Genomic DNA, 24,326 nt, shown 5'->3' on the forward strand with positions numbered 1-24,326 from the left:
TACCGACCGCATCTGTCCTAGACTCGGCGGCATGTCGGGACCGTCTGCCCGTGTGCGGAGCGCGCAACCGGACGTCAGTCGTCGAAGGGCTCGTGCACCGCGCGGTATCAGGCGCGGGGCAGCCCTGACCCTGGTGTTCGCGAGCGTCCTCGCCGCCGGAGCGGCCACCGGATCGTGGGCCGAGGACGGGCGCCGTGCCATGCGGCTGCTCGCCGGCGACGAGACGGCCGCCCTGCGGGACGCCGACGAGCCCGCCCCACGGCAGGACGGCGGCGAGCTGGAGGCGCAGGAGCTGGTCAGCCGCAGCGGCGACCGCTGGTCCTCGGCGTACAGCGCCGGCGAGTACGAGGGCGTACGGCAGGGCCTGGACGGCGAGTACGTCGGCGTCGGGCTGTGGATCGTACGGGCCAGGGGCGGGCGGATAGAGGTGGCCCGCGTGCAGCGCTCCGGGCCGGCCGACCGGGCCGGTGTCCGGGCCGGTGACAGGCTGCGTACGATCGACGGCTTCCCGGTCACCGGGGTGCCGGTGACCGAGGTCGTGACCCGGCTGCGCGCCGACCGCACCGGCACCGCGGCCGTCGGCAGCGCCGTGCGGCTGGGTCTGCAGAGGCCGGGCAGGGGGCGCTGGCTGCAGACCCTGCACCGCGAGCGGCTCACCCTCCAGCCGGTCACGCTGACGTCCGGCCGGGGACCTGCCGTGATCAAGGTCGACGCCTTCACCCGTGGCAGCGGCGAGCGCGTCCGTGCCGCCGCCCGCGAGGCCGCCGGCGCGGGCATCGTGCTGGATCTGCGCGGCAACCCCGGGGGCCTGGTCACCGAGGCGGTGGGCGCCGCGTCCGCCTTCCTCGACGACGGGGTGGTCGCGACGTACGACCTGAAGGGCGCGCAGCACGCGCTCTACGCCGACCCGGGCGGCGATACCGCGACCCCGCTGGTCGTCCTGGTGGACGGCGGCACGATGAGCGCCGCGGAGCTGCTCACCGGCGCGCTGCAGGACCGCGGCCGGGCGGTCGTGGTCGGCAGCCGCACCTTCGGCAAGGGCACCGTGCAGCTGCCGCGCTCGATGCCCGACGGCTCGGTCGCCGAGCTCACCGTGGGCCAGTACCGGACCCCCTCCGGCAAGAGCCTGGAGGGCCACGGGGTGGACCCGGACCTCCAGGTCCCGGGGGCGAAGGACGCGGAGGCGGAAGCGCGCAGAGTATTGGGTGGCCTCGGGGCGGGTGTGTAGTGCGAGAATGACCGGGCTATGGCTAAGCAAAAGGATCCGGACCGCAAGCTCATCGCGCAGAACAAGCGCGCGCGCTACGACTACCTCATCCTCGACACCTACGAGTGCGGCATCGTGCTCACGGGCACCGAGGTGAAGTCGCTGCGCCAGGGCCGTGCGTCGCTCGCCGACGGCTTCGTGCAGATCGACGGCGGCGAGGCGTGGCTGCACAACGTGCACATCCCCGAGTACGCGCAGGGCACGTGGACGAACCACGCCGCCCGGCGCCGGCGCAAGCTGCTGCTGCACCGCTCGGAGATCGACAAGCTCGAGGCGAAGTCGCAGGAGACGGCGCACACGATCGTGCCGCTGGCGCTGTACTTCAAGAAGGGCCGGGCGAAGATCGAGATCGCGCTCGCCAAGGGTAAGAAGGAGTACGACAAGCGGCAGACGCTGCGCGAGAAGCAGGACCGCCGCGAGGCGGACAAGGCGATCTCTTCGGCCCGCCGCAAGCAGCGGGCGTGAGGCGGGACCGCTCCGCCTGACCTGCGGGGAATGTAGTGGCATCCGGCCGCGCTGTTCCCGTAGGATGGCGGTGCGCCCACAGCGGCGCACACCTTGATAAATCAACATGGGGATGATCGGTTTCGACAGCGGCTGTCGAAGCAGGGGAAGCGTGTCGAGGAAGCGGCCATGATCTCGTAAACCACAGGCCGAAACCAATAATCGCCAATACTCAGCGCGATTCCTTCGCCCTCGCTGCCTAAGTAGCGACTTGCGAAGTGTCAGCCCGGGGCTGTTCCCGACCCGGATCCTGGCATCAGCTAGGGGACTGAACCGTTAGACCCGGTCACGGGGTGTAACGGGACATTTCACAGTGACTGAGCCCGTCGGAGACTTGTCCGCGTGATCTCCGGGGCTGAGAAAATCGCAGCGGACTGCACACGGAGAAGCCCTGATTCCGCACCGTTGGACGCGGGTTCGATTCCCGCCATCTCCACGAAGGCGAACGGCGAGGTGTGTCTGCGAACTGCGCAGACCGCCTCGCCTTCGTCGTTTCTGCGCGGCTTCGCCGCGCGTCGCGGGGGCTCCGCCACCCGCACCCCCGTCGGTATCACGGGGTGACCCCGGGGCCGGGATCTTGACCTCAACAGCGGTTCAGGTGGCACAGTGCGCCGGTGCCTGTCATACGTGCGGTTCCTGCCGCGTATCGTCCTGTGCTCGCCCACCGGCCCTTCCGGCGGATGATGCCCGCGTTCGCCGCCTCCGATCTCGGGGACGGGATGAGTGCCGTCGCCGTGGCGTGGCTGGCTGTGGTGGTGGCGCCCGAAGGGCAGCGGGAGCTGTTGCTGGGGGCGGCGGTGGCGGCGTACGCGCTGCCGGGGGCCGTCGGGGCGCTGGTGCTCGGGCGGTGGCTGCGCGGGATGCCGCCGCGGCGGCTGCTCGTGCTCAACAGTTCGCTGCGGGCCGTCATGCTCGGCGCGATCCCCCTCGCCTGGGCGGCGGGGTGGCTGCACCCCCTCCTGTACGTCGGGCTGCTCGGCGCTTCGTCGCTGCTCATGGCGTGGGGCGGGGCCGGGAAGTTCGCCCTGCTCGCCCAGCTGCTGCCCGCGGAGCGGCGGCTGGCCGGCAACGCGCTGCTCAGCTCCATGGGGTCGGCCAGCATCATCGTCGGGCCGGCGGCCGCGGGCTTCCTCGCCACCGTCGTCAGCCCCGCCTGGATCATCGGCGTGGACGCCCTGTCCTTCGCCGTCCTCGGCGTGCAGGCCGCGCGCACCGCACCGCGTGCGGACGCCCCGGCCGCGGCGCCCGTCGACGCCGGGCGGTCCGCCGCCGGGCTGCGGCTGCTGCGCGGGCAGCCGGAGCTGCTCGGCATCCTCGCGCTGACGTGGCTGTTCTTCTTCCTGTACGGGCCCGTCGAGGTCGCCCTCCCGCTGCACATCACCGAGGACCTGCACGCCGACTCGGCGCTGCTCGGCCTGTACTGGACGCTGTTCGGCGTCGGAGCCGTGGCCGGCGGGCTCACCGCGGGGGCGCTGCGCCGGCTTCCGCTGTGGCCGGTCACCCTGGGCATCGTGGCCGGCTGGGGGCTCGTACTGCTGCCCTTCGGTACGGGTGCGGGGGCGCCCGTGACGATCGTCTGCTTCGCGCTCGGCGGGGCGATCTACGGGCCGTACTCCGCGCTCTCCTTCACCCTCTTCCAGAACCGCACCCCCGAACCCCTGCTGACCACCGTCCTCGCCGCGCGCAGCGCCATGCTGCTCACGTCCACGCCCGTCGGGGTGGCGCTGGGCGGCCCCCTGGTGGCGGCGCTCGGACCGCGCGCCGTGCTGGCCGGGTCGGGCGCGGCGACGGTGGGCGTCGCGGTGATCGTGGCGGTGGTGCGGGCCGTCGGTGCCCGGGCGCCTACACCTTCGTGAACGTCAGCGCGTCCCTCGAACCGTCCGGCCAGTCCCGGCGCAGGTGCGTTCCGTCGGTGAGGGTGAGCGTGCTCGCCGGGTCCACCGAGCACGCACTGGCGGGGTCCGCCTCGGTCAGCGCCGCGGAGCCGACGCGCAGCGGGGCGCCGGGCTCGCCCGTGTCGGTGAGGGACGCCGTCCAGACGCAGGTGTACGTGGCGCCCAGGGCGCTCTTCCCGGTGCCCGTCACCGTGATCACCGGGGTGCCGATGCTGCCCTGGACGATGGTGAGTTCGCGCTTGTGCGTCGCGAGCGTCGCCGAGTACTCGGCGGTCCACGAGCCGAGGAACGCCTCGGGAACGTCGCCCTCGTCCCCGGGTTCCCCGCCGGGCGTGGCACCGGGGGCGGTCGCGCCGGCCGAGCGGGACGGCTTGGTGCCCGGGCCGGCGGAGGCGCTGCCCCTGGGGGAGGCCGTGCCGGCGCGGGGCGTGGCGCCCGGCCGCGCCGAGCCGGTGGAGCCGGGCGGGAGGGAGCTGGGGGCGCCGGTGTTGCCGGAGAGGGCCTGGTCCGGGGAGGCGGCGTTCGCGCCGCTGCGGGTGTCGGCCCCGCCCTCCCCGCCGCTGAGGAGGAGGGCGCCGCCGCCGGCGAGCGCGGTGGCCACGACGGCCGCGACGACGGCCAGGACGCGCGACGAGCGGCGGGCACGCGAGGGCTTCGCGCGCCGGCCGCGGCGGCCGCCGTGCACGACCGGCTCGGCGGGATCGGGCCCGGCCTCCCCGGAGACGGCCTCGCCGACCGCCGCGGCCTCCATGTCCTCCCCGGCCGCGCCCCCCGCCTCCGGATCCTCCACCTCCAGCAGCCGCACCGCGTGCCGCCCCAGCCGCGCCAGCACCCCGCCCGGCAGCCATGGCTCCCCGCCCGACCCGACCCGCGGGGCCCGCGCGAGGGCGACGACCTCCGCCGGGTCCGGGCGCAGCGCCGGGTCCTTCTCCAGACACCGGCCGATCAGCGGCAGCAGCCCCTGCGGTACGCCCGCCAGGTCGGGCTCCTCCTGGGCGATGCGGAACATCAGCCCCAGCACCCCGCCGTCCGGCGTACCGAACGGCATCCGCCCCGACGCGGCGTACACCAGGACCGAGCCGAGGCTGAACACGTCGCTCGCCGCCGTCAGATGCGCCCCGCGCACCTGCTCCGGCGACATGAACGCGGGCGAGCCCACCGCCACCCCCGTCCGGGTCACGGACTCCTCGCCGGTGCCGTGCAGTGCGCGGGCGATGCCGAAGTCGATGACGCGCGGGCCGTCCAGGGTGAGCAGGACGTTGGACGGTTTGAGGTCGCGGTGGATGAGGCCGGCCGCGTGGACGGCCTGCAGGGCGCGGCCGAGCCCGTCGGCCAGGACCCGTAACGACGTCTCCGGCAGCGGGCCGTGGTCGTGCTCGACGATGTCCTGCAGTGCGGGCCCCGCGATATAGCCGGTGGCGACCCACGGCACCGCGGCCTCCGTGTCGGCGTCCAGCACGGGCGCGGTCCACTCGCCGCCGACCCGGCGCGCCGCCGTCACCTCCTGGCGGAAGCGGGCCCGGAACGCGGGCTCCTGGGCGAGGCGTTCGTGGATGAGCTTGACCGCGACCGTACGGCCCCGGTCCGAGCGGGCCAGATAGACCCGGCCCATGCCGCCCGAGCCGAGCCGGCCTATCAACCGGTACTCGCCGATCGTGTGTGGATCCCCCGCCTCCAGGCTCTGCATCGCTCGGCTGTCCCTTCCCCGTTGGCACGTCTCCCCCCGTGATGCGTGAGCCGGGGGCGGCCCAAGGACAGGAGCGGGGCCGGAGGGTCAACTCTGCAACCGGGGCGTCGCGTTGTGCAAGCTCTGCAGGGCAGCTGTGGTAAAGGCGAGGAGAGCCGCGGTGAGAGGCAGCCAGTAGCCACTGGCAGGGTCCGCCGTGTGCTCCACGGTCCAGCCTCCGGCGGCCGATCCGGCGGCGATTCCGCCGAGGATCGCGGTGACGGCGAGCGTCATGCCCTCGTTGAGGCGGTCCGGCGGGGTGAGGCGCTGTACGAGGCTCATCCCGGTGACCATCGTCGGGGCCGTCGCCATCCCCGCGACCAGCAGTGCCGGGGCGAGCGCGGCGAACCCGCCGGCGGACGTCGCCAGCAGCGGGGCCGCCATCAGGGCGGTCATCGCCGCCAGGCAGAGCCGGAAGCGGGCGGCGGGGGAGACGGCGGGCGGCAGCAGTCCGTACAGCAGCCCCGCGGCGCAGGATCCGGCGGCCTGGAGCGCGAGGACGGCGCCCGCGACGGAGGTGTGGCCCTCGGCGTCCGCGTAGGCGATCGTGACGACCTCCAGGGACCCGAAGATGACGCCCGTACCGGCGAAGACGGCCAGCAGCGCCGGCATGCCGGGCGCGGTCAGCGGCGCCCGGCCGCGGGTCGCGGCGGCGGCGACGGGCGGCTCGGTGGAGCGCTGCGCGGTGAAGAGCACGATGCCGGTGAACATCAGCGCCGCGGCGGTCAGCATGCCCGCCTCGGGGAACAGCGACGTGCACAGCAGTGCTGCCAGCACAGGGCCGAGCATGTAGCAGACCTCGTCGGCCGCCTGCTCGAAGGAGTTGGCGGTGTGCAGCTTCGCCGGGTCGTCGCGGAAGAGGTGCGCCCAGCGGGCACGGGACATGCCGCCGGCGTTGGGGACCGCGGCCATCAGCGCCTGCGCGGCGAACAGGGTCCACACCGGGGCGTGCAGATGTACGCACAGCGCCTGCAGCAGCGCGCCGGCCGTTGCCGTCGCCGTGACCGGGACGGCGGTACGGGCCTGGCCGCGCCGGTCGACGGCCCGGCCGATGAGCGGGCCGGCGACGGCCCCACCGACCAGGCCGGTGGCGGCGACGGCGCCGGCGAGGGCGTACGAGTCGTAGCCCGAGGCGATCATCATCACCGTGCTGACACCGAACATGCCAATGGGGAGGCGGGCGAGGAGGTTCCACCGGGTGAAGGCGCGGGTGCCGGGGACGGCGAAGATCTGGGCGTAGGCGCGGGCTGTCGGCATGTGATCAAGCCTCGCGGGCGCGGCGACCGCGGGTCCAACACCTGTTCAGCGTGCATTCACGCGCACGTGTTGTGAATAATGGCCGGATGCCCGGCCACGATCCTGACCCCCGGCTGCTGCGCTCCTTCGCCGCCGTCGCCGAGGAACTGCACTTCACCCGCGCCGCCGCCCGGCTCTACGTCGCGCAGCAGGCGCTCAGCCGTGACATCCGGCGGCTGGAACGGGAGCTGGGCACGGAGCTGTTCGTCCGTACGACCCGGCAGGTCGCGCTCACCCCGGACGGCGAGCGGCTGCTGCCGCACGCCCGCCGGGTGCTCGGCGCGTACGACGAGCTGGCCGCGGCGTGGACCGCGCAGGACCGGCCGCTGCTGGTGGACGTGAGCGCGCGGGTGTCCACGGGGTACGAGGTGCTGCGGGCGGCGCGGCAGGCGGCGCCCGGTACGGAGTTCGCGGCGCGCTTCCACAGCGGGCTGACCGGGGCGGCGGCGGAGATCCTCGCCGGGCGGCTGGACGTGTCGTTCGGGCGGGTGGCGGGGCTGCCGGCCGACGTGCGGTCGCGGCTGGAGCACCGGCTGGTGCGGTACGAGGAGATGGCGGTGCTGTTGCCGGACACGCACCGGCTGGCGGGGCTGTCCGAGGTGCCGCTGCCGTCCCTGCGCGGCGAGACGCTGTACGCGGCGGCGGGCAACGCGGCCACCGTGGAGTGGACCGAGCTGGCGGCCGAGCTGTTCGCCGCGCACGGCATCCGGATGGCGGCGCCCTTCCCGGAGATAGCGGGGGAGGAGGAGTTCGTGCGCGTCGTGCGCAAGCAGGGGTGGTCGGTGCTGGCGACGCGGCAGTTCATCGGGATGCCCGGCATGGTCCTGCGCCCGCTGTGCGATCCGCGCCCCCTCGCCCCGGTGTCCCTGGTGTGGCGGCGCGGCCTGCGGCACGCGGGCCTCGCGGCCCTGCAGTCGGCGGCGGCGGACCTCGCCTCGCGGGGCGCGTGGCTGCGGCGTCCGGCGGGGGCGTGGCTGTCGCCGGCGGACGGGGCGCTCTGACAGGGCGCTATCCGCGTACTGACCGGGCGCTACCCGCGTACCCACTCCTCCACCGCCGCGAAGTCCCCGTCCGTCAGCCCCCGCCGATGATCGACGTGCCGCAGCAGCGCCCGCCCGGGATGGACGGCCGCCACCCACGAGCGGTCACGGGCGCCGATCTCGTCGTCCACCCAGGCGAAGGGGCGGCCCGCCGCCCAGTCCACCAGCGCGGGCGTCTTCCAGTGCAGCCCGTGCGGCGGCTCGGCCAGGTCCGGCCAGTCCACCACCGGCAGCGACGGCAGCCCCAGGCGCGGGGAGATCCAGACGTTGGCGTCGTGCTGCCAGGTCGTGGCCCACACCAGGGAGCAGCCGAGGGCCAGCAGCCGCGGCCCCAGCGCCGGGTCGAGGCGGGCGAGCAGCGGGTTGCCCGCCGGCTCGGGCGGATACACCGGATAGCCGCCGTCCGCCCCGAAGGGGATCAGCGGGCCGTCGACGTCGAGGAAGAGGATCGGACGCACGCGGGCCATCGTGGCAGCTCCGGCCCGCGCGTGCGCTCAATGGCACTGACCGCTGCCCGAGTCCGCGTACGTGCTGCCCGCCTCCGGTATGAACCGCCAGTCGTACGAACCGTCCCGCAGCGTCAGCTTCAGCACGCCGTACGTGTCGCCGTTGCGCGCCTCGCTGTTCGGCCGCACCGTCCCGAAGCCGTAGTGGGACGCGCCGCCCGTGCCGACGACGAACGCGCGGATGCCGCGCGCCGGGTCCGCGGCGCCCGCCGGGTTCTGCGGGGCGAAGCGCTCGTAGTTGTGGTTGTGGGCCGTGACCAGCAGGTCCGCGTCCGCGTCGTACAGGGCCTGGAAGAGGGGGAGCGTCTCCGTCGCCGGTCCGTGCCCGGCGCCCGAGGTGAACGTCGCGTGGTGCCAGACCGCCACCGTGCACTGCTCGGCGGAGGCCGCCAGGTCGGCGCGCAGCCACTGCTCCTGCGGGGAGCCCGCGCCGCAGCCGCCGACCGCCGCGCAGTTGGAGTTCAGCGCCACCACATGCCAGGGGCCCAGGTCGTACGAGTACCAGCCCTGGCCCGGGGAGCCGGCAGCGGCGCCGAAGTAGCCGTAATAGCCGGGCGCCCCGGCGTTGTGGTACTCGTGGTTGCCCGCCGTCGGGGCCGTACGGTCGCGGTGGCGGCCCCACGACGGCCCGTAGCAGCCGGCGAAGTCCTCCGCCGTGGCGTACGGGTACGCGTTGTCGCCCGCGGTGAAGGCCGTGCCCGGTATGCCGTCGAGCAGCGCCGCCGTCGCCTCGTCGCCGGAGGACGTGCAGGAGGCGATGTCACCCGCGCCGACCAGCACCGCCTCGTCGCCGGGCGGTTCACCGGCCGTGGTGAGCACCAGCTGCGGCGCCGTCGCGGCGCCGGTCTCGCGGGAGTCGTAGCGCACGCCGTCGGCGCTGGTGGAGGTGGCGGCCATCGCGTACGTGCCGTTGCCCTTCACCAGGGACGACACGTCGAACTCGTACCAGCCGCCGGGGGAGACGGTGTTGAGGGTGCCGAGCACCGGGCCGTCGATGCCGGGGCGGTTGTTCCAGACGAGCCCGCTCTCCGTCCACGCCGTGTTCGTCAGCGACTTGAACGTGCCGCCGAAGCCACTGCCCGCGTCCGCGGCGCCGTTCACGTGCAGCCGCAGCTTCGCCCCCGTGACCTGCGCGGTCAGCCCGGCCACGGTGAACTTCAGATACAGCCGCTGCACGGGGCTCGCGTCCGCCTGCAGCCCCGGCGCCGTGCCGAAGTTCACCGCGGGCGCCGCGCTGTCGATGTACGCGTCGGCCACCGGGGCGTACGTCACCACGGCGGCGGCCGCCGGCGGGGCGAGTGAGGCCGTCGCCCCGGCGAGCACGGCCAGCGAGAAGAGGACGGCGCCCAACCGCTGTTTGATCACGTTTCCCCCCAGGTCTCCCGGTAATCGAAGGGTATGCCGGAATCGCTCCCTCCCTGCCGGCCTCCGGCCGCATTCGCCGCCTCACCCCTTCAGACCACCGAAAGTGAGCGCAAGGTTGCCCGCGCGTCACGTGCTGCCACAGCGAGGAAATCCGCCGTCCCTACCTTCGGGCCCATCAGACGCATCCAGGGCACGGAGGACGGGCTATGACGGCGACCAGCACGGCGCCCCCCAGGCGCGGCGGCAAGCGGTGGATCGAGCACTGGGACCCCGAGGACGAGGTCTTCTGGGCGGAGCAGGGCGAGCGGACCGCCCGCCGCAACCTCCTGTACTCGGTCCTCGCCGAGCACATCGGCTTCTCCGTGTGGACGATGTTCTCGGTGCTGGCCCTGTTCATGGGCCCGGAGTACGGGCTCACCCCCGCCGACAAGTTCTTCCTCGTGGCCATGGCCACCCTCGTCGGCGCCGTCGTGCGCGTCCCGTACACCTTCGCCGTGGCGCGCTTCGGGGGACGCAACTGGACGGTCATCAGCGCCTCGCTGCTGCTGATCCCCGCCGGCACGCTGCTGGTGGTGATGGAACCGGGCACCTCCTACGGCACGTTCCTGGCCGTCGCGGCGCTGGTCGGGCTCGGCGGCGGCAACTTCGCCTCGTCGATGACGAACATCAACTCCTTCTTCCCGCTGCGCAGGAAGGGCTGGGCCCTCGGCCTCAACGCCGGCGGCGGCAACATCGGCGTACCCGTCGTCCAGCTGGTCGGCCTGCTGGTCATCGGCACCGCCGGCGACGGGCAGCCGCGGGTGCTGCTCGCGGTCTACCTCCCGCTCATCGTGATCGCCGCGACCCTCGCCGCACTGCGGATGGACAACCTCGCCCCGGTACGGAACGACACCGGCGCCGCCGTCGAGGCCGCCCGGGATCCGCACACGTGGATCATGTCCTTCCTGTACATCGGCACGTTCGGCTCCTTCATCGGCTACAGCTTCGCCTTCGGCCTGGTCCTGCAGAACCAGTTCGGCCGTACGCCCCTGGAGGCGGCCTCGCTCACCTTCGTCGGGCCGCTGCTCGGCTCCCTGGTCCGCCCGGTGGGCGGCCGGCTCGCCGACCTGTACGGCGGCGCCCGCATCACGCTGTGGAACTTCCTCGGCATGGCGGCCTTCACGGGCCTGGTCGTCACCGCGTCCGTTCAGAAGTCGCTGCCCCTGTACCTGGCCGGCTTCATCCCGCTGTTCCTGCTGACGGGGCTCGGCAACGGCTCGACGTACAAGATGATCCCCGGCATCTACCAGGCGAAGGCCGTCGCGAAGGGGCTCACGGGCGAGGAGGCGGCCGCGTACGGACGGCGGCTGTCCGGCGCCTCGATGGGGCTGATCGGCGCGGTCGGGGCGCTCGGCGGGCTCGGCATCAACCTCGCCTTCCGGCAGTCCTTCCTGTCGTACGGCAACGGCACCATGGCCTGCGTGAGCTTCCTCGCCTTCTACGCCGTGTGCTTCGGCGTCACCTGGGCCGTATACCTGCGCCGGCCGCTGGTGCCGGCGCCCGCCGCGGACCCCGCGGCCCAGCAGCCCGCCTACGCGCACGTGTGACGGACGGTGGCGCGGGTCACGCCCCGCGCCACCGTCGTAACAGCCAGGAAATGCCCGTGATCCGCGGACGTCACCCGTCCCCGGGAGGATGCGGCGCTCAAGGGCACCACGGAGCCGGGGACGACAGCCATGCACACAGAGCACGACACCGGCGGCGTGAAACCGCTCGCCGGGTTCACCGTAGGAGTGACCGCCGCCCGGCGGGCCGAGGAGCTCGGCACGCTGCTGCAGCGGCGCGGGGCGGTCGTGCAGCACGCGCCCGCCATCCGGATCGTCCCGCTGCCCGACGACACGGAGCTGCTGGCGATGACCAAGCAGCTCATCGACCAGCCGCCGCAGATCGTCGTCGCCACGACCGCCATCGGCTTCCGCGGCTGGGTGGAGGCCGCCGACGGCTGGGGCCTCGGGGACGCGCTGCTGCGGCGGCTGTCGGGGGTGCGGCTGCTGGCCCGCGGGCCCAAGGTGCGCGGGGCGATCCGCGCGGCGGGGCTGACGGAGGAGTGGTCGCCGGCCTCCGAGTCGATGGCCGAGGTGCTCGACCGGCTCCTGGAGGAGGGCGTCGACGGCTGCCGGCTCGCCCTGCAGCTGCACGGGGAGCCGCTGCCCGGCTTCACGGAGGCGCTGCGGGCGGCCGGGGCGCAGGTGGTGGGCGTGCCGGTGTACCGGTGGATGCCGCCGGAGGACATCGCGCCCGTCGACCGGCTGCTCGACGCGGTCGTCGCGCGCTCCCTCGACGCGGTCACCTTCACCTCCGCGCCCGCCGCGGCGAGCCTGCTGACGCGGGCGTCCGATCGCGGGCTCACGGGGGAGGTCCTCGACGCCCTGCGCACCGACGTCCTCGCGGCGTGTGTCGGGCCGGTGACGGCGCTGCCGCTGGAGCGGCACGAGGTGCCCACGGTGCAGCCGGAGCGCTTCCGCCTCGGCCCGCTCGTCCAGCTGCTCGCCGTCGAACTCCCCGGCCGGGTGCGCCCGCTTCACGTCGCCGGTCACCGTCTGGAGGTCCGCGGCCACGCGGCCGTCGTGGACGGCGAACTCCGGCCCGTACCGCCCGCGGGGATGGCCCTGCTGCGCTCCCTGTCGCGCCGCCCCGGCTGGGTCGTCTCCCGCGCGGACCTGCTGCGCGCGCTCCCCGGCGCGGGGCGGGACGAGCACGCGGTGGAGACGGCGATGACGCGGCTGCGGACGGCGCTCGGGCGCCCGCGGCTGATCCAGACGGTGGTGAAACGGGGCTACCGCCTGGCCCACGACCCTTCGTCGGAGACGAAGTACGCACAGGCGTAGCCGGTATGCGCGCCGCGTCGCGACCGGTGCCGGCGCCGGGCTCGCCGCGCCTTCGGCGCGGGGGTCGACACCCACCCGCAGACCACCCGAGCGCCGGTCCACGCGGTACCGCCCGGCGCCTGGGGTCCGGGGGTGAGTCCCTGCGGCACTCCGCCGGAGGCGCCGACGTCAGGCAAGCGAGCCCGTAACGGGTGGCGTGTGGGCGGGGGCAATCCCGCGCCGGAGGCGCGGGCGGCGCCGGCCGCGACGCGGGCGGGGGGCGATTCCGCGCCGGGAGGCCCGTGCGGGGGACCGGGATTGAGCCGGATCGGCCTCGGGTGCGTATCGGTCAGCGGTGGGGTCTCGACCGGGAGGTGAGCCGTGGTACAGGATGCCGTCGTGGTGGACGAGCGGCCGTACGGACAGACCTCACGGGCCGCGCAGAGTGCGTCCGGCGAGCTGCCGGACGAGGAGCTGATGCGCGGGCTGTACGCCGAGCACGCCGGCCCGCTCTTCGCGTTCGTCCTGCGGCTCGTCGCCGGCGACCGCCACCGCGCGGAGGACGTCGTCCAGGAGACCCTGCTGCGGGCGTGGAAGAACGCCGACCAGCTGCGCCGGGCCACCGGCTCCGTACGGCCGTGGCTGGTCACCGTCGCCCGCCGGATAGTGATCGACGGCCACCGCAGCCGGAGTTCGCGCCCGCAGGAGGTGGACCCCGCCCCGCTGGACTCCCTGCCCGCCGCCGACGAGATCGACCGGGCCCTGCACCGGATGACGATCGCCGACGCGCTCGGCGACCTCAGCGAGGCGCACCGGCAGGCGCTCGTCGAGACGTACTTCAAAGGACGTACCGTGCAGGAGGCGGCGGAGGTCCTGCGCGTGCCCCCCGGTACCGTCCGGTCGCGGGTCTTCTACGCCCTGCGTTCACTGAAGCTCTCTCTGGAGGAGAGGGGTGTCACGGCATGACCGACGTACAGCACACGGATGTCGGTGCGTACGCCCTCGGCCTCCTCACCGAAGCCGAGGCGACCCGCTTCGAGGAGCACCTGGCCGGCTGCGACCGCTGCGCGGACGAGCTGGAGTCGCTGCTCGGCGTGGCGGAGGTGCTCTCCGACCTGGGCCCCGGCGCCCCGGAGGCCGAGCCGCCGCCACCGGGCCTGCTGGAGCGCGCCCTGGCCGAGGTGGCCGCCCGCCGCCGTACCGTACGGCGCCGCCGGCTGTACGTCGTGGGCGCGGCCGCCGCGCTGATCATCGGCGGCCCGGTGGCGACCGCCGCGGTCCTCTCCGACCGCGACGACCCGCCGCCGGTGGCGGCCACCGGCAGCTCCACGCAGGAGTTCTTCGAGAAGGGCGATCTGCGGAAGGTCGGCGCCACCGACCCCGACACCCGCGTCACGGCCACGGTGGCCACCGAGGCCAAGGCGTGGGGCACGCACGCGGTGCTGGAGCTGAAGAACGTCACCGGTCCGCGCAAGTGCAGCCTGGTAGCCGTCGGCAAGGACGGCTCCGAGGAGACGCTCTCCACCTGGTCCGTGCCCAGCGACGGCTACGGCGACGGCGGAGCCGGCGGGGGCGGGCCGAAGACCGCGACCCCCGCCCTGTACATCGACGGCGGCGCGGCGATGACGCCCGAGCAGATCGCCCGGTTCGTCGTACGGACGTGGGACGGCGAGCAGCTGGTGTCCGTGGCGACGGGCGACCGGTAACGAAGCGGCGTCCGGTTCGCGTACGACGCCCCGAAACGTTGGCCCCCGGGTGCCTCTTCGCGTACGGTGGACGGCTGCCTTACCTGCACGAAGGGGGACGCGTTGGCCGCGCACCGTGCCACGTTCGAATCGTCCGCTGCCGATTCCGTCCGCGATCGCGAGATCGTCGCCGAACAAGACCACCTGGACCGCGTCTACGTCCGCCTCGAGGAGAAGATCCACGAGGCGGAGTTCCTGATGGACGACGCGAGCCGGCGCGGTCATGTCGGCACGCCCGGCGCGCTCGCCGAGCGCGACGCCCAGGTCTTCCGGGCCGGCCTGCACCTCAGCCGGCTCAACAACGAGTTCGAGGACTTCCTCTTCGGCCGGATCGACCTGCTGCGCGGCAAGGACGGCGTACGCGGCCCCGACGGCGCCATGACCTCCGTCGAGCCGGCGGACGACGCCGTCGCCGACGGCGGCGCGCAGATCGAGGAGACGCTGCACATCGGCCGTCTCGGCGTATTGGACGCCGAGTTCTCGCCGCTGGTCATCGACTGGCGCGCGCCGGCCGCGGCGCCCTTCTACCGCGCCACGCCGGTCGCCCCGGGCCGGGTCGTACGCCGCCGGGTGATCCGCTCCAAGGGCCGCCGGGTGCTGGGCGTCGAGGACGATCTGCTGCGCCCCGAGCTGACCGTCACCCTGGACGGGCGCGAGCTGCCCGTCATCGGCGACGGCGCGCTGATGGCGGCCCTCGGGCAGGCCCGTACGCACACCATGCGGGACATCGTCTCGTCCATCCAGGCCGAGCAGGACATGGTCATCCGCGCCCCCGCCGCGTCCGTCACGGAGGTCGAGGGCGGGCCCGGCACCGGCAAGACGGCCGTCGCCCTGCACCGCGCCGCGTACCTGCTCTACCAGGACCGGCGGCGCTACGCCGGCGGCATCCTCATCGTCAGCCCCACGCCGCTGCTCGTCGCCTACACGGAGGGCGTGCTGCCCTCGCTGGGCGAGGAGGGGCAGGTGGCGATCCGGGCGATCGGCTCCCTCGTCGACGGTGCGGAGGCGACCGTGTACGACGAGCCGCCGGTGGCCCGGATCAAGGGCTCTGCCCGGATGGCGCGGCTGCTGCGGCGTGCCGCGCGCGGTGCGATCGAGGGCGCCCGCCCGGGGCGCGGCCGGGGCCTGCGCGTGGTGGCCTTCGGCACCCGGCTCGAACTCGAACCGGAGGAGCTGGACCGCGTCAAACAGGCCGCCCTCGGCGGCACCGCCCCCGTCAACCTGCTGCGCCCGCGCGCCCGTCGGCTGCTGCTGGACGCCCTCTGGTCGAAGTCCGGCGGACCGCGCCGGCACCTCGACCCGGAGCTGGCGGCGGAGGCGCGGCAGGCGTTCGACGAGGACGTGGCGGGCGAGGACTCCTTCACCGACTTCCTGGCGGCCTGGTGGCCCGAGCTCACCCCGCAGGCCGTGCTCACCGCGATGGCCGACGACCGGTCCCTGCACCGGTGGGCCCGGCGCATCCTGCGCCCCGACGAGGTCAGGCGGCTGCGGCGCTCGCTGGGCCGGCACGCGGCCGCGGCCGCGGCGGGGCGCACGCCGGCGTACTCGGTGCACGACGTGGCGATGCTGGACGAGCTGCAGGCGGTCCTCGGCGCGCCCGCCCGGCCCAAGCAGCCGCGCGAGCTGGACCCGCTGGAGCAGCTCACGGGCCTGGAGGAGCTGATGCCCGGCATGGCCGCCGAGACGCGCCGGGAGCGCGCGGAGCGGCTGGCGGAGGAGCGCCGGGAGTACGCGCACGTGATCGTGGACGAGGCCCAGGACCTCACGCCGATGCAGTGGCGGATGGTCGGCCGCCGCGGCCGCCACGCGACGTGGACCGTCGTCGGCGACGCGGCGCAGTCGTCGTGGTCGGACCCGGAGGAGGCCGCCGAGGCCCGCGCGGAGGCCCTGGGCACGCGCCCGCGCCGCCGCTTCGAGCTGACCGTCAACTACCGCAACCCGGCGGAGGTCGCCGAGATCGCCTCGCGCGTGCTGGCACTCGCCATGCCCGGGCAGAAGCCGCCGAAGGCGGTGCGGTCGACGGGCCTGTCGCCGCGCTTCACCGTGGCCGGGGACGACCTCGGCGCCTCGGTGCGCGCGGAGGCGCAGCGGCTGCTCGGGGAGGTCGACGGCACGATCGGCGTCGTGGTGGCGATGAACCGCCGCGAGGAGGCGGCCCGCTGGCTCGCGGACCTGGGCGACCGGGTGGTGGCGCTCGGCTCGCTGGAGGCGAAGGGCCTGGAGTACGACGCGACGGTCGTCGTCTCGCCCGCCGAGATCGCGGACGAATCCCCGGCGGGGCTGCGGGTGTTGTACGTCGCGCTGACCCGCGCGACCCAGCGGCTGACGGTGCTCGCGGGCACCCGCGACCTGCCCGACGAGACGGGCGTACCCGACCTGCTGCGGCCCTGACCGCGCGCGGGAACGCGCCGCCGGACGGCGAAGGGCGCCCCATGTCGTACGACATGGGGCGCCCTTCGGACGTTCACGGCACCGACCCGCCAGCTCGCCTCGCGGCAAAAGGCCGCTCGTAGCGGCAAAGGTTGGGCCCGGGGGCATGGATCGAGCCGGTGCCGTAATCAGCCTAACAAAGCCGACCCGTTAGACCATTCCCGTCCCGTGGAAGAACATGCGCCCCGCCCGGGCCGGACATTGCTTTCGATACCGCGATGTGGAAAATTCATTCCGCTCCCATGCTCTCGTTACCGGATACCCACCGGTAGGTGCGACCATCGGTGAGCACGACCCACACGCAGAAGCGAAGAAGGTAAAACGGTCATGGCAACGGCGCCGAGCGTCTCGTACTCGATCACGGTCCGACTGGAGGTCCCGGCCGGCGGGAGCGCGGTGAGCCAGCTCACCTCGGCCGTCGAGTCCTCCGGCGGGTCGGTCACCGGCCTCGACGTCACGGCCTCCGGCCACGAGAAGCTCCGTATCGACGTCACGATCGCCGCCACCAGCACCGACCACGCCCAGCAGATCGTGGAGAAGCTGCGCGGCGTCGAGGGCGTCCAGATCGGCAAGGTCTCCGACCGGACCTTCCTGATGCACCTCGGCGGCAAGATCGAGATGCAGAGCAAGCACCCCATCCGCAACCGCGACGACCTCTCGATGATCTACACCCCGGGCGTCGCCCGGGTGTGCATGCAGATCGCCGAGAACCCCGAGGACGCCCGCCGGCTGACCATCAAGCGCAACAGCGTCGCCGTGGTGACCGACGGCTCCGCCGTGCTGGGCCTGGGCAACATCGGCCCGAAGGCCGCGCTGCCGGTGATGGAGGGCAAGGCCGCCCTGTTCAAGCGCTTCGCCGGCATCGACGCCTGGCCGCTGTGCCTGGACACCCAGGACACCGACGAGATCGTTGCCATCGTGAAGGCGATCGCCCCGGGCTTCGCCGGGATCAACCTCGAGGACATCTCCGCCCCGCGCTGCTTCGAGATCGAGGCGCGGCTGCGCGAGGCGCTGGACATCCCCGTCTTCCACGACGACCAGCACGGCACGGCCATCGTCGTACTCGCCGCGCTGACCAACGCGCTGCGTGTCGTCGGCAAGGACATCGGGGCGGTCCGGGTGGTGATGTCCGGGGCCGGCGCCGCGGGCACCGCGATCCTGAAACTGCTGATCGAGGCCGGTGTCAAGCACGCCGTCGTGGCCGACATCCACGGCGTGGTGCACGCCGCGCGCGAGGACCTGGTGAACGCCGACGAGTCCTCCGCGCTGCGCTGGATCGCCGACAACACCAACCCCGAGGGCATGACGGGCACCCTGAAGGAGGCCGTGCGCGACGCGGACGTCTTCATCGGCGTCTCCGCCCCGAACGTCCTCGACGGGGACGACGTCGCCGCGATGGCGGACGGCGCGATCGTGTTCGCGCTCGCCAACCCCGACCCGGAGGTCGACCCCGGGGTGGCCCGCCAGACGGCCGCGGTCGTGGCCACCGGGCGCAGCGACTTCCCCAACCAGATCAACAACGTGCTGGTCTTCCCGGGCGTGTTCCGCGGTCTGCTGGACGCGCACTCGCGGACCGTCAACTCGGAGATGATGATCGCCGCCGCGCACGCGATCGCGAATGTCGTGGTCGACGACGAGCTGAACGCGAACTACATCATCCCGAGCGTCTTCAACGACAAGGTCGCCCCCGCGGTCGCCGGCGCGGTCCGCGAGGCCGCGAAGGCGGCCGGCGTCACCGAGACGCCCACGATCCCCGCCTGACGCCCCGCAGGGCCCGTACGGGCGTCCTGGGACCCCGCCGCAGGCCCCGCGTGGCCTGTGCGGGGGCTAGGCGGGCCCCGTCCGGGGCCGCACCGGCGCGTCGCCTGGCCAACCGTCCCGGAAGGCCCCATAAGGTGTCCGGCGTACAAACGTGGGGTACCGGATTGGCTTTCCTACCGCAGGTGGGTGCAGGATGCGTCTCGGGAGCGTGGGTCAAGGAACGTCCGACCCGGTCCGGGAAGTGTCAGAGGGCCCTGGCAGCATCGGCTTCGCCGTGCCGGACATGCGGCATCGCCGTATGGCACGCCTCATTGGCAAGAAGAACACGGGAGTTAGATATGAACCGCAGTGAGCTGGTGGCCGCTCTGTCCGAGCGCGCCGAGGTGACCCGCAAGGACGCCGACGCCGTTCTGGCCGCCCTCGCCGAGGTTGCCGGGGAGGTCGTCGCCAAGGGCGACGAGAAGATCACCATCCCTGGCTTCCTGACCTTCGAGCGCACCCACCGTGCCGCTCGTACGGCGCGCAACCCGCAGACCGGTGAGCCGATCGACATTCCGGCCGGTTACAGCGTGAAGGTCTCCGCGGGCTCCAAGCTCAAGGAAGCCGCGAAGGGCAAGTAAGGCATCCGAGCCTGAGCCGTGCCGTGCTCCTGGACCTGTGAGGGTCCCTGAGTACGGCAACGAGGGCGCCCCTCCCCGGAAGTCCGGGAGGGGCGCCCTCGGGCGTTCAGGGGGCCGCTCGGGCCTGGCGACGAGGGCGGGCTAGTCCGCCGACGGCAGCGACACCTGGGCGCCCAGGTCCGCCAGCTTCGACATGAAGTTCTCGTAGCCGCGGTTGATCAGGTCGATGCCGTGCACGCGGGACGTGCCCTGCGCCGCCAGCGCCGCGATCAGGTACGAGAAACCGCCGCGCAGGTCCGGGATGACCAGATCCGCGCCCTGCAGCTTCGTCGGGCCGGAGACGACCGCCGAGTGCAGGAAGTTGCGCTGGCCGAAGCGGCACGGCGTACCGCCGAGGCACTCGCGGTAGAGCTGGATGTGCGCGCCCATCTGGTTCAGCGCGGAGGTGAAGCCGAGGCGCGACTCGTAGACCGTCTCGTGGACGATCGACAGGCCCGAGGCCTGGGTGAGCGCGACGACCAGCGGCTGCTGCCAGTCCGTCTGGAAGCCGGGGTGCACGTCCGTCTCCAGCGCGATGGCGTTGAGCGGGCCGCCGGGGTGCCAGAAGCGGATGCCCTCGTCGTCGATCTCGAAGGCGCCGCCGACCTTGCGGTAGGTGTTGAGGAAGGTCATCATCGAGCGCTGCTGGGCGCCGCGCACGTAGATGTTGCCCTCGGTCGCCAGCGCCGCCGACGCCCAGGACGCCGACTCCAGGCGGTCCGGGAGCGCGCGGTGGTTGTAGCCGCCGAGCTTGTCGACACCGGTGATCCGGATGGTCCGGTCGGTGTCCATGGCGATGATCGCGCCCATCTTCTGCAGTACGCAGATGAGGTCCTCGATCTCCGGCTCGACCGCGGCGTTGGACAGCTCCGTGACGCCCTCGGCCAGGACGGCCGTCAGCAGCACCTGCTCGGTGGCGCCGACCGACGGGTACGGCAGCGCGATCTTCGTGCCGCGCAGCCGCTGCGGGGCCTCCAGATACTGGCCGTCGGCCCGCTTCTCGATCTTCGCGCCGAACTGCCGCAGCACGTCGAAGTGGAAGTCGATCGGCCGGCCGCCGATGTCGCAGCCGCCCAGGCCCGGGATGAACGCGTGGCCGAGCCGGTGCAGCAGCGGGCCGCAGAAGAGGATCGGGATCCGCGAGGAGCCCGCGTGCGCGTCGATGTCGGCGACGTTGGCGCTCTCCACGTGCGAGGGGTCGAGCACCAGCTCGCCGGACTCGTCACCGGGGCGCACGGTCACGCCGTGCAGCTGCAGCAGACCGCGTACGACCCGGACATCGCGGATGTCCGGCACATTGCGCAGTCGGCTCGGCTCGCTGCCGAGGAGCGCGGCGACCATCGCCTTGGGCACGAGGTTCTTCGCGCCGCGGACGTGGATCTCGCCCTCCAGCGGGGTGCCGCCGTGGACAATCAGTACGTCGTCGGGGACTGAAGTCATGAGGCTCGCGATCACTGTGGACTGGCGGGGGACAGTGAGAAATGCTAATCCGTCCGGTACCCCCCTCCGTAGGCCCAAGGGGTCCCCGAGAGCGTCATGAATTCGCTACAGAACACTGGGTGGACGGCCGGTCGCGGTGCGTGAGGGCGCTTCTGCGGCCCACGGGGAACGCGTCGCCTTCCGTGAACCGGCGGCAAAGCGGCCGTCCGCAGGGACTTCGCCGTACGGGATATGTCCTTTGCCGTATCCGTACGGTCGTTGACTCCCGCGCGAAACCGATCTGCGGGATCATGTCGGCATGACGGAGGTGTCATCGCTCACAGGCCGGCTGCTGGTGGCCACTCCCTCACTGGTCGACCCGAACTTCGAGCGCGCGGTGGTGCTGCTGCTGGAGCACGACGGGGACGGGGCGCTCGGCGTCGTGCTGAACCGGCCCACCCCGGTGGGCGTCGCCGACGTGCTGGAGGCGTGGGCCGAGCTGACCGGCAGCCCCGACGTCGTCTTCCAGGGCGGCCCGGTGTCGCTGGACGCGGCGCTGGGGCTGGCCGTGGTGCCGGGCGGCGCGGGCTGCGGGGACGCCGCGGACGGGCCGATGGGCTGGCGGCGGATCCACGGGGCGATCGGGCTGGTCGACCTGGACGCGCCGCCGGAGCTGCTGGCGGCCGAGCTGGGCACGCTGCGGATCTTCGCCGGGTACGCCGGCTGGGCCGCGGGCCAGCTCGAGGACGAGCTGGCGGACGGTGCGTGGTACGTCGTGGAGTCCGAGCCCGGGGACGTGTCGTCGCCGGCGCCGGAGGGGCTGTGGCGGGCGGTGCTGCGGCGGCAGCGCAGCAAGCTGGCGATGTTCGCGACGTACCCGGATGATCCGACCCTGAACTGACGTATCCGGACGAGCCGGACTCGGTCGGGATCCCGGAGGTCTGCCCGCGGCCCGACGCCCGGGGGGCGCCCGGCGGTACCCTGGCCCACATGAGCACCCCTCTCTCCGAGCCCGAGCGCGGCAGCAGCACCGGCACGCTGGTCGAGCCGACGCCGCAGATCTCCCACGGTGACGGCGACCACGAGCGCTTTGCCCACTATGTCCAGAAGGACAAGATCATGGGCAGCGCGCTGGACGGTACGCCCGTCGTGGCGCTCTGCGGCAAGGTCTGGGTCCCCAGCCGCGATCCGAAGAAGTACCCCGTGTGCCCCATGTGCAAGGAGATCTACGAGTCCATGGGTCCCGGCGGTGGCGGCAAGGACAAGGACAAGGGCGGCAAGAAGTAGTCGTCCCGGGCCGGGGCGGCGGTCGCGTCGGGCCTGCGCCGGGGCGTGTCCGGGTGGTCCCGTGGCGTCGGCTGACGCGATTCGGCGCTTCGCGCCTCAGTCCTCAAACGCCGGACGGGCTGAGTCGCCTTGCGTCGGCTGACGCGCCTCCGGAGGGCCGCCTGCCGGGCCGTGTTCGGTGTCCGGTGTCGGGAGGTGGCGGGGTCGCACCCCCGCCGACCTCGGGGTTCGTCCTCCGTCATGCGGATTGGTACAGACCTATTGCGCGAGGCGGGGGTCATCCCTGAGGCTGTGGTGCATGACTGCGTCACCCCTCATCCCCGCCCCGCGGCAGCTCGCCGAGTTCAGCGACACCGCCCACTTCACGCTGGGGCGCGGCACCGCGATCGCCGCCGGCCCGGGAACGGAGAGCACCGAGCGCTGGCTGCGCGCGGAGTTCGGCGCCGCGACCGGGCTGCCGCTGCCGCCGGCCGGTGACGCTTCCCCGGGCTCGTCGCTCCGCTCCGAGCAGGGGACACCCCGCGGCGAGGGCGTCATCCGGCTCGCCCTGGACACCTCGCTCGGCCGTGAGCTGGGTGAGGAGGGCTACCGGGTCGACGTCACCCCGGGCGGCGTACAGCTGACCGGCGGCGGCCCCGCCGGTCTCTTCTGGGCCGCGCAGACGCTGCGCCAGCTCTTCGGCCCTGAGATCTACCGCCGCGCCCCGCTGCCCGGGCGCACCTGGCGGATTCCCGCCGTACAGATCGAGGACGCCCCCCGCTTCGGCTGGCGCGGGCTGATGCTCGACGTCTCGCGGCACTTCATGCCCAAGGACGGCGTGCTGCGCTATCTGGACCTCCTCGCCGCGCACAAGCTCAATGTGCTGCACCTGCACCTGACCGACGACCAGGGCTGGCGGGTCGAGATCAAGCGCTACCCGAAGCTCACCGAGGACGGCGCCTGGCGCCCGCGCAGCCGGATGGGGCACCGGGCGTCCCCGCACTGGGACGAGCGCCGCCACGGCGGCTACTACACGCAGGACGACCTGCGCGAGATCGTCGCGTACGCCGCCGAGCGGCACATCACCGTCGTCCCGGAGGTCGACATCCCCGGGCACTCGCAGGCGGCCATCACGGCGTACCCCTGGCTGGGGAACACGGACGTGGTCGAGACGGACTCGCTCGGCGTGTGGACCGACTGGGGCGTCTCGGAGAACATCCTCGCGCCGACCGAGGAGGTGCTGCGCTTCTACGAGGGCGTCTTCGAGGAGCTGCTGGAGATCTTCCCCTCGGAGTTCGTGCACGTCGGCGGCGACGAGTGCGTGAAGGACCAGTGGAAGCGCTCGCCCGCCGCGCAGGCGCGGATCCGGCAGCTGGGGCTGAAGGACGAGGACGAGCTGCAGTCGTGGTTCATCCGGCACTTCGACCGCTGGCTCGCGGGGCGCGGGCGGCGGCTGATCGGCTGGGACGAGATCCTCGAGGGCGGACTGGCGGAGGGTGCCGCGGTGTCCTCGTGGCGGGGTTACGCCGGCGGGATCGCGGCCGCGCAGTCCGGGCACGACGTGGTGATGTGCCCCGAGCAGCAGGTGTACCTCGACCACCGGCAGGCGGCGGGTGCGGACGAGCCCTCGCCGATCGGGTGGGTGCGCACGCTGGAGGACGTCTACCGCTTCGAGCCCGTGCCGCCGCAGCTCAGCGAGGCGGAGTCGCGGCATGTGCTCGGCACCCAGGCGAACGTCTGGACCGAGGTGATGGAGGACCGCCGCCGCGTCGACTACCAGACGTTCCCCCGCCTCGCGGCGTTCGCCGAGGTCGCCTGGTCCACGCTGCCGGCCCCCGACCAGCGCGACTACGCGGACTTCGAGCACCGGATGACGGCGCACTACGCCCGCCTCGACGCCCTAGGCGTCGAGTACCGCCCGACCTCCGGCCCCCACCCCTGGCAGCAGCGCCCCGGCCTCCCGGGCCGCCCGATCGAGGGCAAGCCCCCGACGGTGTGACCGCCCGCCTCGCCCGCGAGGGGCGGGGCCTCGCGCGTGGTCATGCGGTCCGCTGCGCGCGGCGGCGTACGGGGTCCGGGGGCGCTCCCCCCGGCGCCGCGGTGCGGCCTGCGGCCGGCCTCGGGCGCCGCGGGGCGGCCTGCGGCCGGGGCGGGGCACGGGTGTGGCGCCTCGGCCCTCTACCCGGCCCGGGCGGGCGGCGAGCGGCGAGCGGCGAGCGGAGAAGCCTGCCGCGTGTGACGGCGGGAGACCTGGCCGCCCCGGCGAAGCCCGGTCCGATCCGCACCCGACGACGCAGCTCCCACGGGGGTCCGGGGACGGCGCCCCAGGACCTGCTGCCCGCGCACCCAGCAGGCGACACCCGGGCGCCCGGGCTGCCGCACGCACCGTGGCGTGCGGGACGACCGGGGCCGGGGGAAGCCTCGGGCTGCTGCAGGCACCGTGGCGTGCGGGACGACCGGATTCCGCTCGCGGCCGGGGCCCGCCCCGCGTGGGCCCAGGCGCCGGCGTCAGGCAGGGCAACCCGTAACGGGTGGTGTGTGGGTGGGGGCAATCCCCGCGCCGAAGGCGCGGGGCGGCGCCACCCCGGCGGGTGCTGATGC

General features: G+C 73.6%; 19 protein-coding genes and 1 other RNA gene. 15 read left to right on the top strand and 5 right to left on the bottom strand.

The window, feature by feature from the left end:
- Positions 1–130: 130 nt before the first annotated feature.
- The 4 genes from AB0M28_RS22650 to AB0M28_RS22665 all read left to right on the top strand — a co-directional run bounded on the left by AB0M28_RS22650 (position 131) and on the right by AB0M28_RS22665 (position 3,627).
- The gene (locus AB0M28_RS22650) at positions 131–1,228 is read left to right on the top strand and encodes a S41 family peptidase (RefSeq protein ID WP_365407781.1); all 1,098 of its coding nucleotides are present in this window, start codon (positions 131–133) and stop codon (positions 1,226–1,228) included.
- Positions 1,229–1,246: 18 nt separating this feature from the next.
- A complete protein-coding gene (smpB, locus tag AB0M28_RS22655) occupies positions 1,247–1,732 on the top strand; it encodes an SsrA-binding protein SmpB (protein WP_365407730.1) in 486 nt (161 codons plus the stop codon).
- Between the two features lie 108 nt (positions 1,733–1,840).
- Positions 1,841–2,210, top strand: a transfer-messenger RNA (tmRNA) gene (gene ssrA / locus AB0M28_RS22660).
- 175 nt (positions 2,211–2,385) lie between these two features.
- The gene (locus AB0M28_RS22665; RefSeq protein ID WP_365407733.1) at positions 2,386–3,627 is read left to right on the top strand and encodes an MFS transporter; all 1,242 of its coding nucleotides are present in this window, start codon (positions 2,386–2,388) and stop codon (positions 3,625–3,627) included.
- On the opposite strand, the gene AB0M28_RS22670 is transcribed toward AB0M28_RS22665, so the two are convergent.
- Together AB0M28_RS22670 and AB0M28_RS22675 are read right to left on the bottom strand one after the other, a co-directional pair.
- Complete coding sequence (locus AB0M28_RS22670) at positions 3,614–5,353, bottom strand: protein kinase (RefSeq protein ID WP_365407736.1); 1,740 nt, start codon at positions 5,351–5,353, stop codon at positions 3,614–3,616. The two genes, AB0M28_RS22665 and AB0M28_RS22670, sit on opposite strands and share 14 nt — an antisense overlap.
- 87 nt (positions 5,354–5,440) lie before the next feature.
- A complete protein-coding gene (locus AB0M28_RS22675; RefSeq protein WP_365407739.1) occupies positions 5,441–6,649 on the bottom strand; it encodes an MFS transporter in 1,209 nt (402 codons plus the stop codon).
- A gap of 86 nt (positions 6,650–6,735) precedes the next feature.
- Between AB0M28_RS22675 and AB0M28_RS22680 the strand changes: the two genes are divergently transcribed.
- Entirely contained in the window at positions 6,736–7,689 is a 954-nt protein-coding gene (locus tag AB0M28_RS22680; protein ID WP_365407742.1) for a LysR family transcriptional regulator, read from the top strand.
- A 29-nt stretch (positions 7,690–7,718) separates the two neighbouring features.
- Here AB0M28_RS22680 and AB0M28_RS22685 read toward each other — a convergent pair whose 3' ends face one another.
- Both AB0M28_RS22685 and AB0M28_RS22690 read right to left on the bottom strand, forming a co-directional pair.
- Entirely contained in the window at positions 7,719–8,186 is a 468-nt protein-coding gene (locus AB0M28_RS22685; RefSeq protein WP_365407745.1) for a hypothetical protein, read from the bottom strand.
- 36 nt (positions 8,187–8,222) lie between these two features.
- The gene (locus tag AB0M28_RS22690; protein ID WP_365407748.1) at positions 8,223–9,599 is read right to left on the bottom strand and encodes a DNRLRE domain-containing protein; all 1,377 of its coding nucleotides are present in this window, start codon (positions 9,597–9,599) and stop codon (positions 8,223–8,225) included.
- A gap of 206 nt (positions 9,600–9,805) precedes the next feature.
- On the opposite strand from AB0M28_RS22690, the gene AB0M28_RS22695 reads away from it, so the two are divergent.
- From AB0M28_RS22695 to AB0M28_RS22725, 7 genes are all read left to right on the top strand, one after another.
- Positions 9,806–11,185 carry a nitrate/nitrite transporter gene (locus AB0M28_RS22695; RefSeq protein WP_365407751.1) on the top strand — a complete coding sequence of 460 codons (1,380 nt, stop codon included), beginning with the start codon at positions 9,806–9,808 and terminating at the stop codon, positions 11,183–11,185.
- A gap of 129 nt (positions 11,186–11,314) precedes the next feature.
- Positions 11,315–12,466, top strand: coding sequence for a uroporphyrinogen-III synthase (locus AB0M28_RS22700; RefSeq protein WP_365407754.1), 1,152 nt, complete (start codon positions 11,315–11,317; stop codon positions 12,464–12,466).
- Between the two features lie 381 nt (positions 12,467–12,847).
- The gene (locus AB0M28_RS22705) at positions 12,848–13,411 is read left to right on the top strand and encodes a sigma-70 family RNA polymerase sigma factor (protein ID WP_365407784.1); all 564 of its coding nucleotides are present in this window, start codon (positions 12,848–12,850) and stop codon (positions 13,409–13,411) included.
- Positions 13,408–14,151 carry a zf-HC2 domain-containing protein gene (locus AB0M28_RS22710; RefSeq protein WP_365407757.1) on the top strand — a complete coding sequence of 248 codons (744 nt, stop codon included), beginning with the start codon at positions 13,408–13,410 and terminating at the stop codon, positions 14,149–14,151. Before AB0M28_RS22705 ends, AB0M28_RS22710 begins: the two co-directional genes overlap by 4 nt.
- A gap of 102 nt (positions 14,152–14,253) precedes the next feature.
- Positions 14,254–16,581, top strand: a complete 2,328-nt coding sequence (locus AB0M28_RS22715; RefSeq protein ID WP_365407760.1) for a UvrD-helicase domain-containing protein — start codon at positions 14,254–14,256, stop codon at positions 16,579–16,581.
- A gap of 366 nt (positions 16,582–16,947) precedes the next feature.
- A complete protein-coding gene (locus AB0M28_RS22720) occupies positions 16,948–18,381 on the top strand; it encodes an NAD-dependent malic enzyme (protein WP_365407763.1) in 1,434 nt (477 codons plus the stop codon).
- A gap of 338 nt (positions 18,382–18,719) precedes the next feature.
- Positions 18,720–19,001, top strand: coding sequence for an HU family DNA-binding protein (locus AB0M28_RS22725; RefSeq protein WP_365407766.1), 282 nt, complete (start codon positions 18,720–18,722; stop codon positions 18,999–19,001).
- Between the two features lie 141 nt (positions 19,002–19,142).
- On the opposite strand, the gene murA is transcribed toward AB0M28_RS22725, so the two are convergent.
- Complete coding sequence (gene murA, locus AB0M28_RS22730) at positions 19,143–20,480, bottom strand: UDP-N-acetylglucosamine 1-carboxyvinyltransferase (RefSeq protein WP_365407769.1); 1,338 nt, start codon at positions 20,478–20,480, stop codon at positions 19,143–19,145.
- Positions 20,481–20,778: 298 nt separating this feature from the next.
- Between murA and AB0M28_RS22735 the strand changes: the two genes are divergently transcribed.
- From AB0M28_RS22735 to AB0M28_RS22745, 3 genes are all read left to right on the top strand, one after another.
- Positions 20,779–21,360 carry a YqgE/AlgH family protein gene (locus tag AB0M28_RS22735; protein ID WP_365407772.1) on the top strand — a complete coding sequence of 194 codons (582 nt, stop codon included), beginning with the start codon at positions 20,779–20,781 and terminating at the stop codon, positions 21,358–21,360.
- Between the two features lie 89 nt (positions 21,361–21,449).
- On the top strand, positions 21,450–21,746 hold the full coding sequence (locus AB0M28_RS22740; protein ID WP_365407775.1) for a DUF3039 domain-containing protein: 297 nt from the start codon (positions 21,450–21,452) through the stop codon (positions 21,744–21,746).
- Positions 21,747–22,044: 298 nt separating this feature from the next.
- The gene (locus AB0M28_RS22745) at positions 22,045–23,724 is read left to right on the top strand and encodes a beta-N-acetylhexosaminidase (protein ID WP_365407778.1); all 1,680 of its coding nucleotides are present in this window, start codon (positions 22,045–22,047) and stop codon (positions 23,722–23,724) included.
- Positions 23,725–24,326 lie beyond the last annotated feature (602 nt).

Origin of the sequence: Streptomyces sp. NPDC051940 (assembly GCF_040680895.1) — a bacterium.
In the GTDB taxonomy this organism is placed as follows: domain Bacteria; phylum Actinomycetota; class Actinomycetes; order Streptomycetales; family Streptomycetaceae; genus Streptomyces.

Bases quoted from the DNA above. Each gene is read 5' to 3' on its own strand.
- AB0M28_RS22720 (WP_365407763.1), top strand. From the start codon at position 16,948: ATGGCAACGGCGCCGAGCGTCTCGTACTCGATCACGGTCCGACTGGAG.
- AB0M28_RS22680 (WP_365407742.1), top strand. From the start codon at position 6,736: ATGCCCGGCCACGATCCTGACCCCCGGCTGCTGCGCTCCTTCGCCGCC.
- murA (WP_365407769.1), bottom strand. From the start codon at position 20,480: ATGACTTCAGTCCCCGACGACGTACTGATTGTCCACGGCGGCACCCCG.
- AB0M28_RS22670 (WP_365407736.1), bottom strand. From the start codon at position 5,353: ATGCAGAGCCTGGAGGCGGGGGATCCACACACGATCGGCGAGTACCGG.
- AB0M28_RS22740 (WP_365407775.1), top strand. From the start codon at position 21,450: ATGAGCACCCCTCTCTCCGAGCCCGAGCGCGGCAGCAGCACCGGCACG.
- smpB (WP_365407730.1), top strand. From the start codon at position 1,247: ATGGCTAAGCAAAAGGATCCGGACCGCAAGCTCATCGCGCAGAACAAG.
- AB0M28_RS22675 (WP_365407739.1), bottom strand. From the start codon at position 6,649: ATGCCGACAGCCCGCGCCTACGCCCAGATCTTCGCCGTCCCCGGCACC.
- AB0M28_RS22700 (WP_365407754.1), top strand. From the start codon at position 11,315: ATGCACACAGAGCACGACACCGGCGGCGTGAAACCGCTCGCCGGGTTC.
- AB0M28_RS22710 (WP_365407757.1), top strand. From the start codon at position 13,408: ATGACCGACGTACAGCACACGGATGTCGGTGCGTACGCCCTCGGCCTC.
- AB0M28_RS22745 (WP_365407778.1), top strand. From the start codon at position 22,045: ATGACTGCGTCACCCCTCATCCCCGCCCCGCGGCAGCTCGCCGAGTTC.
- AB0M28_RS22735 (WP_365407772.1), top strand. From the start codon at position 20,779: ATGACGGAGGTGTCATCGCTCACAGGCCGGCTGCTGGTGGCCACTCCC.
- AB0M28_RS22695 (WP_365407751.1), top strand. From the start codon at position 9,806: ATGACGGCGACCAGCACGGCGCCCCCCAGGCGCGGCGGCAAGCGGTGG.
- AB0M28_RS22725 (WP_365407766.1), top strand. From the start codon at position 18,720: ATGAACCGCAGTGAGCTGGTGGCCGCTCTGTCCGAGCGCGCCGAGGTG.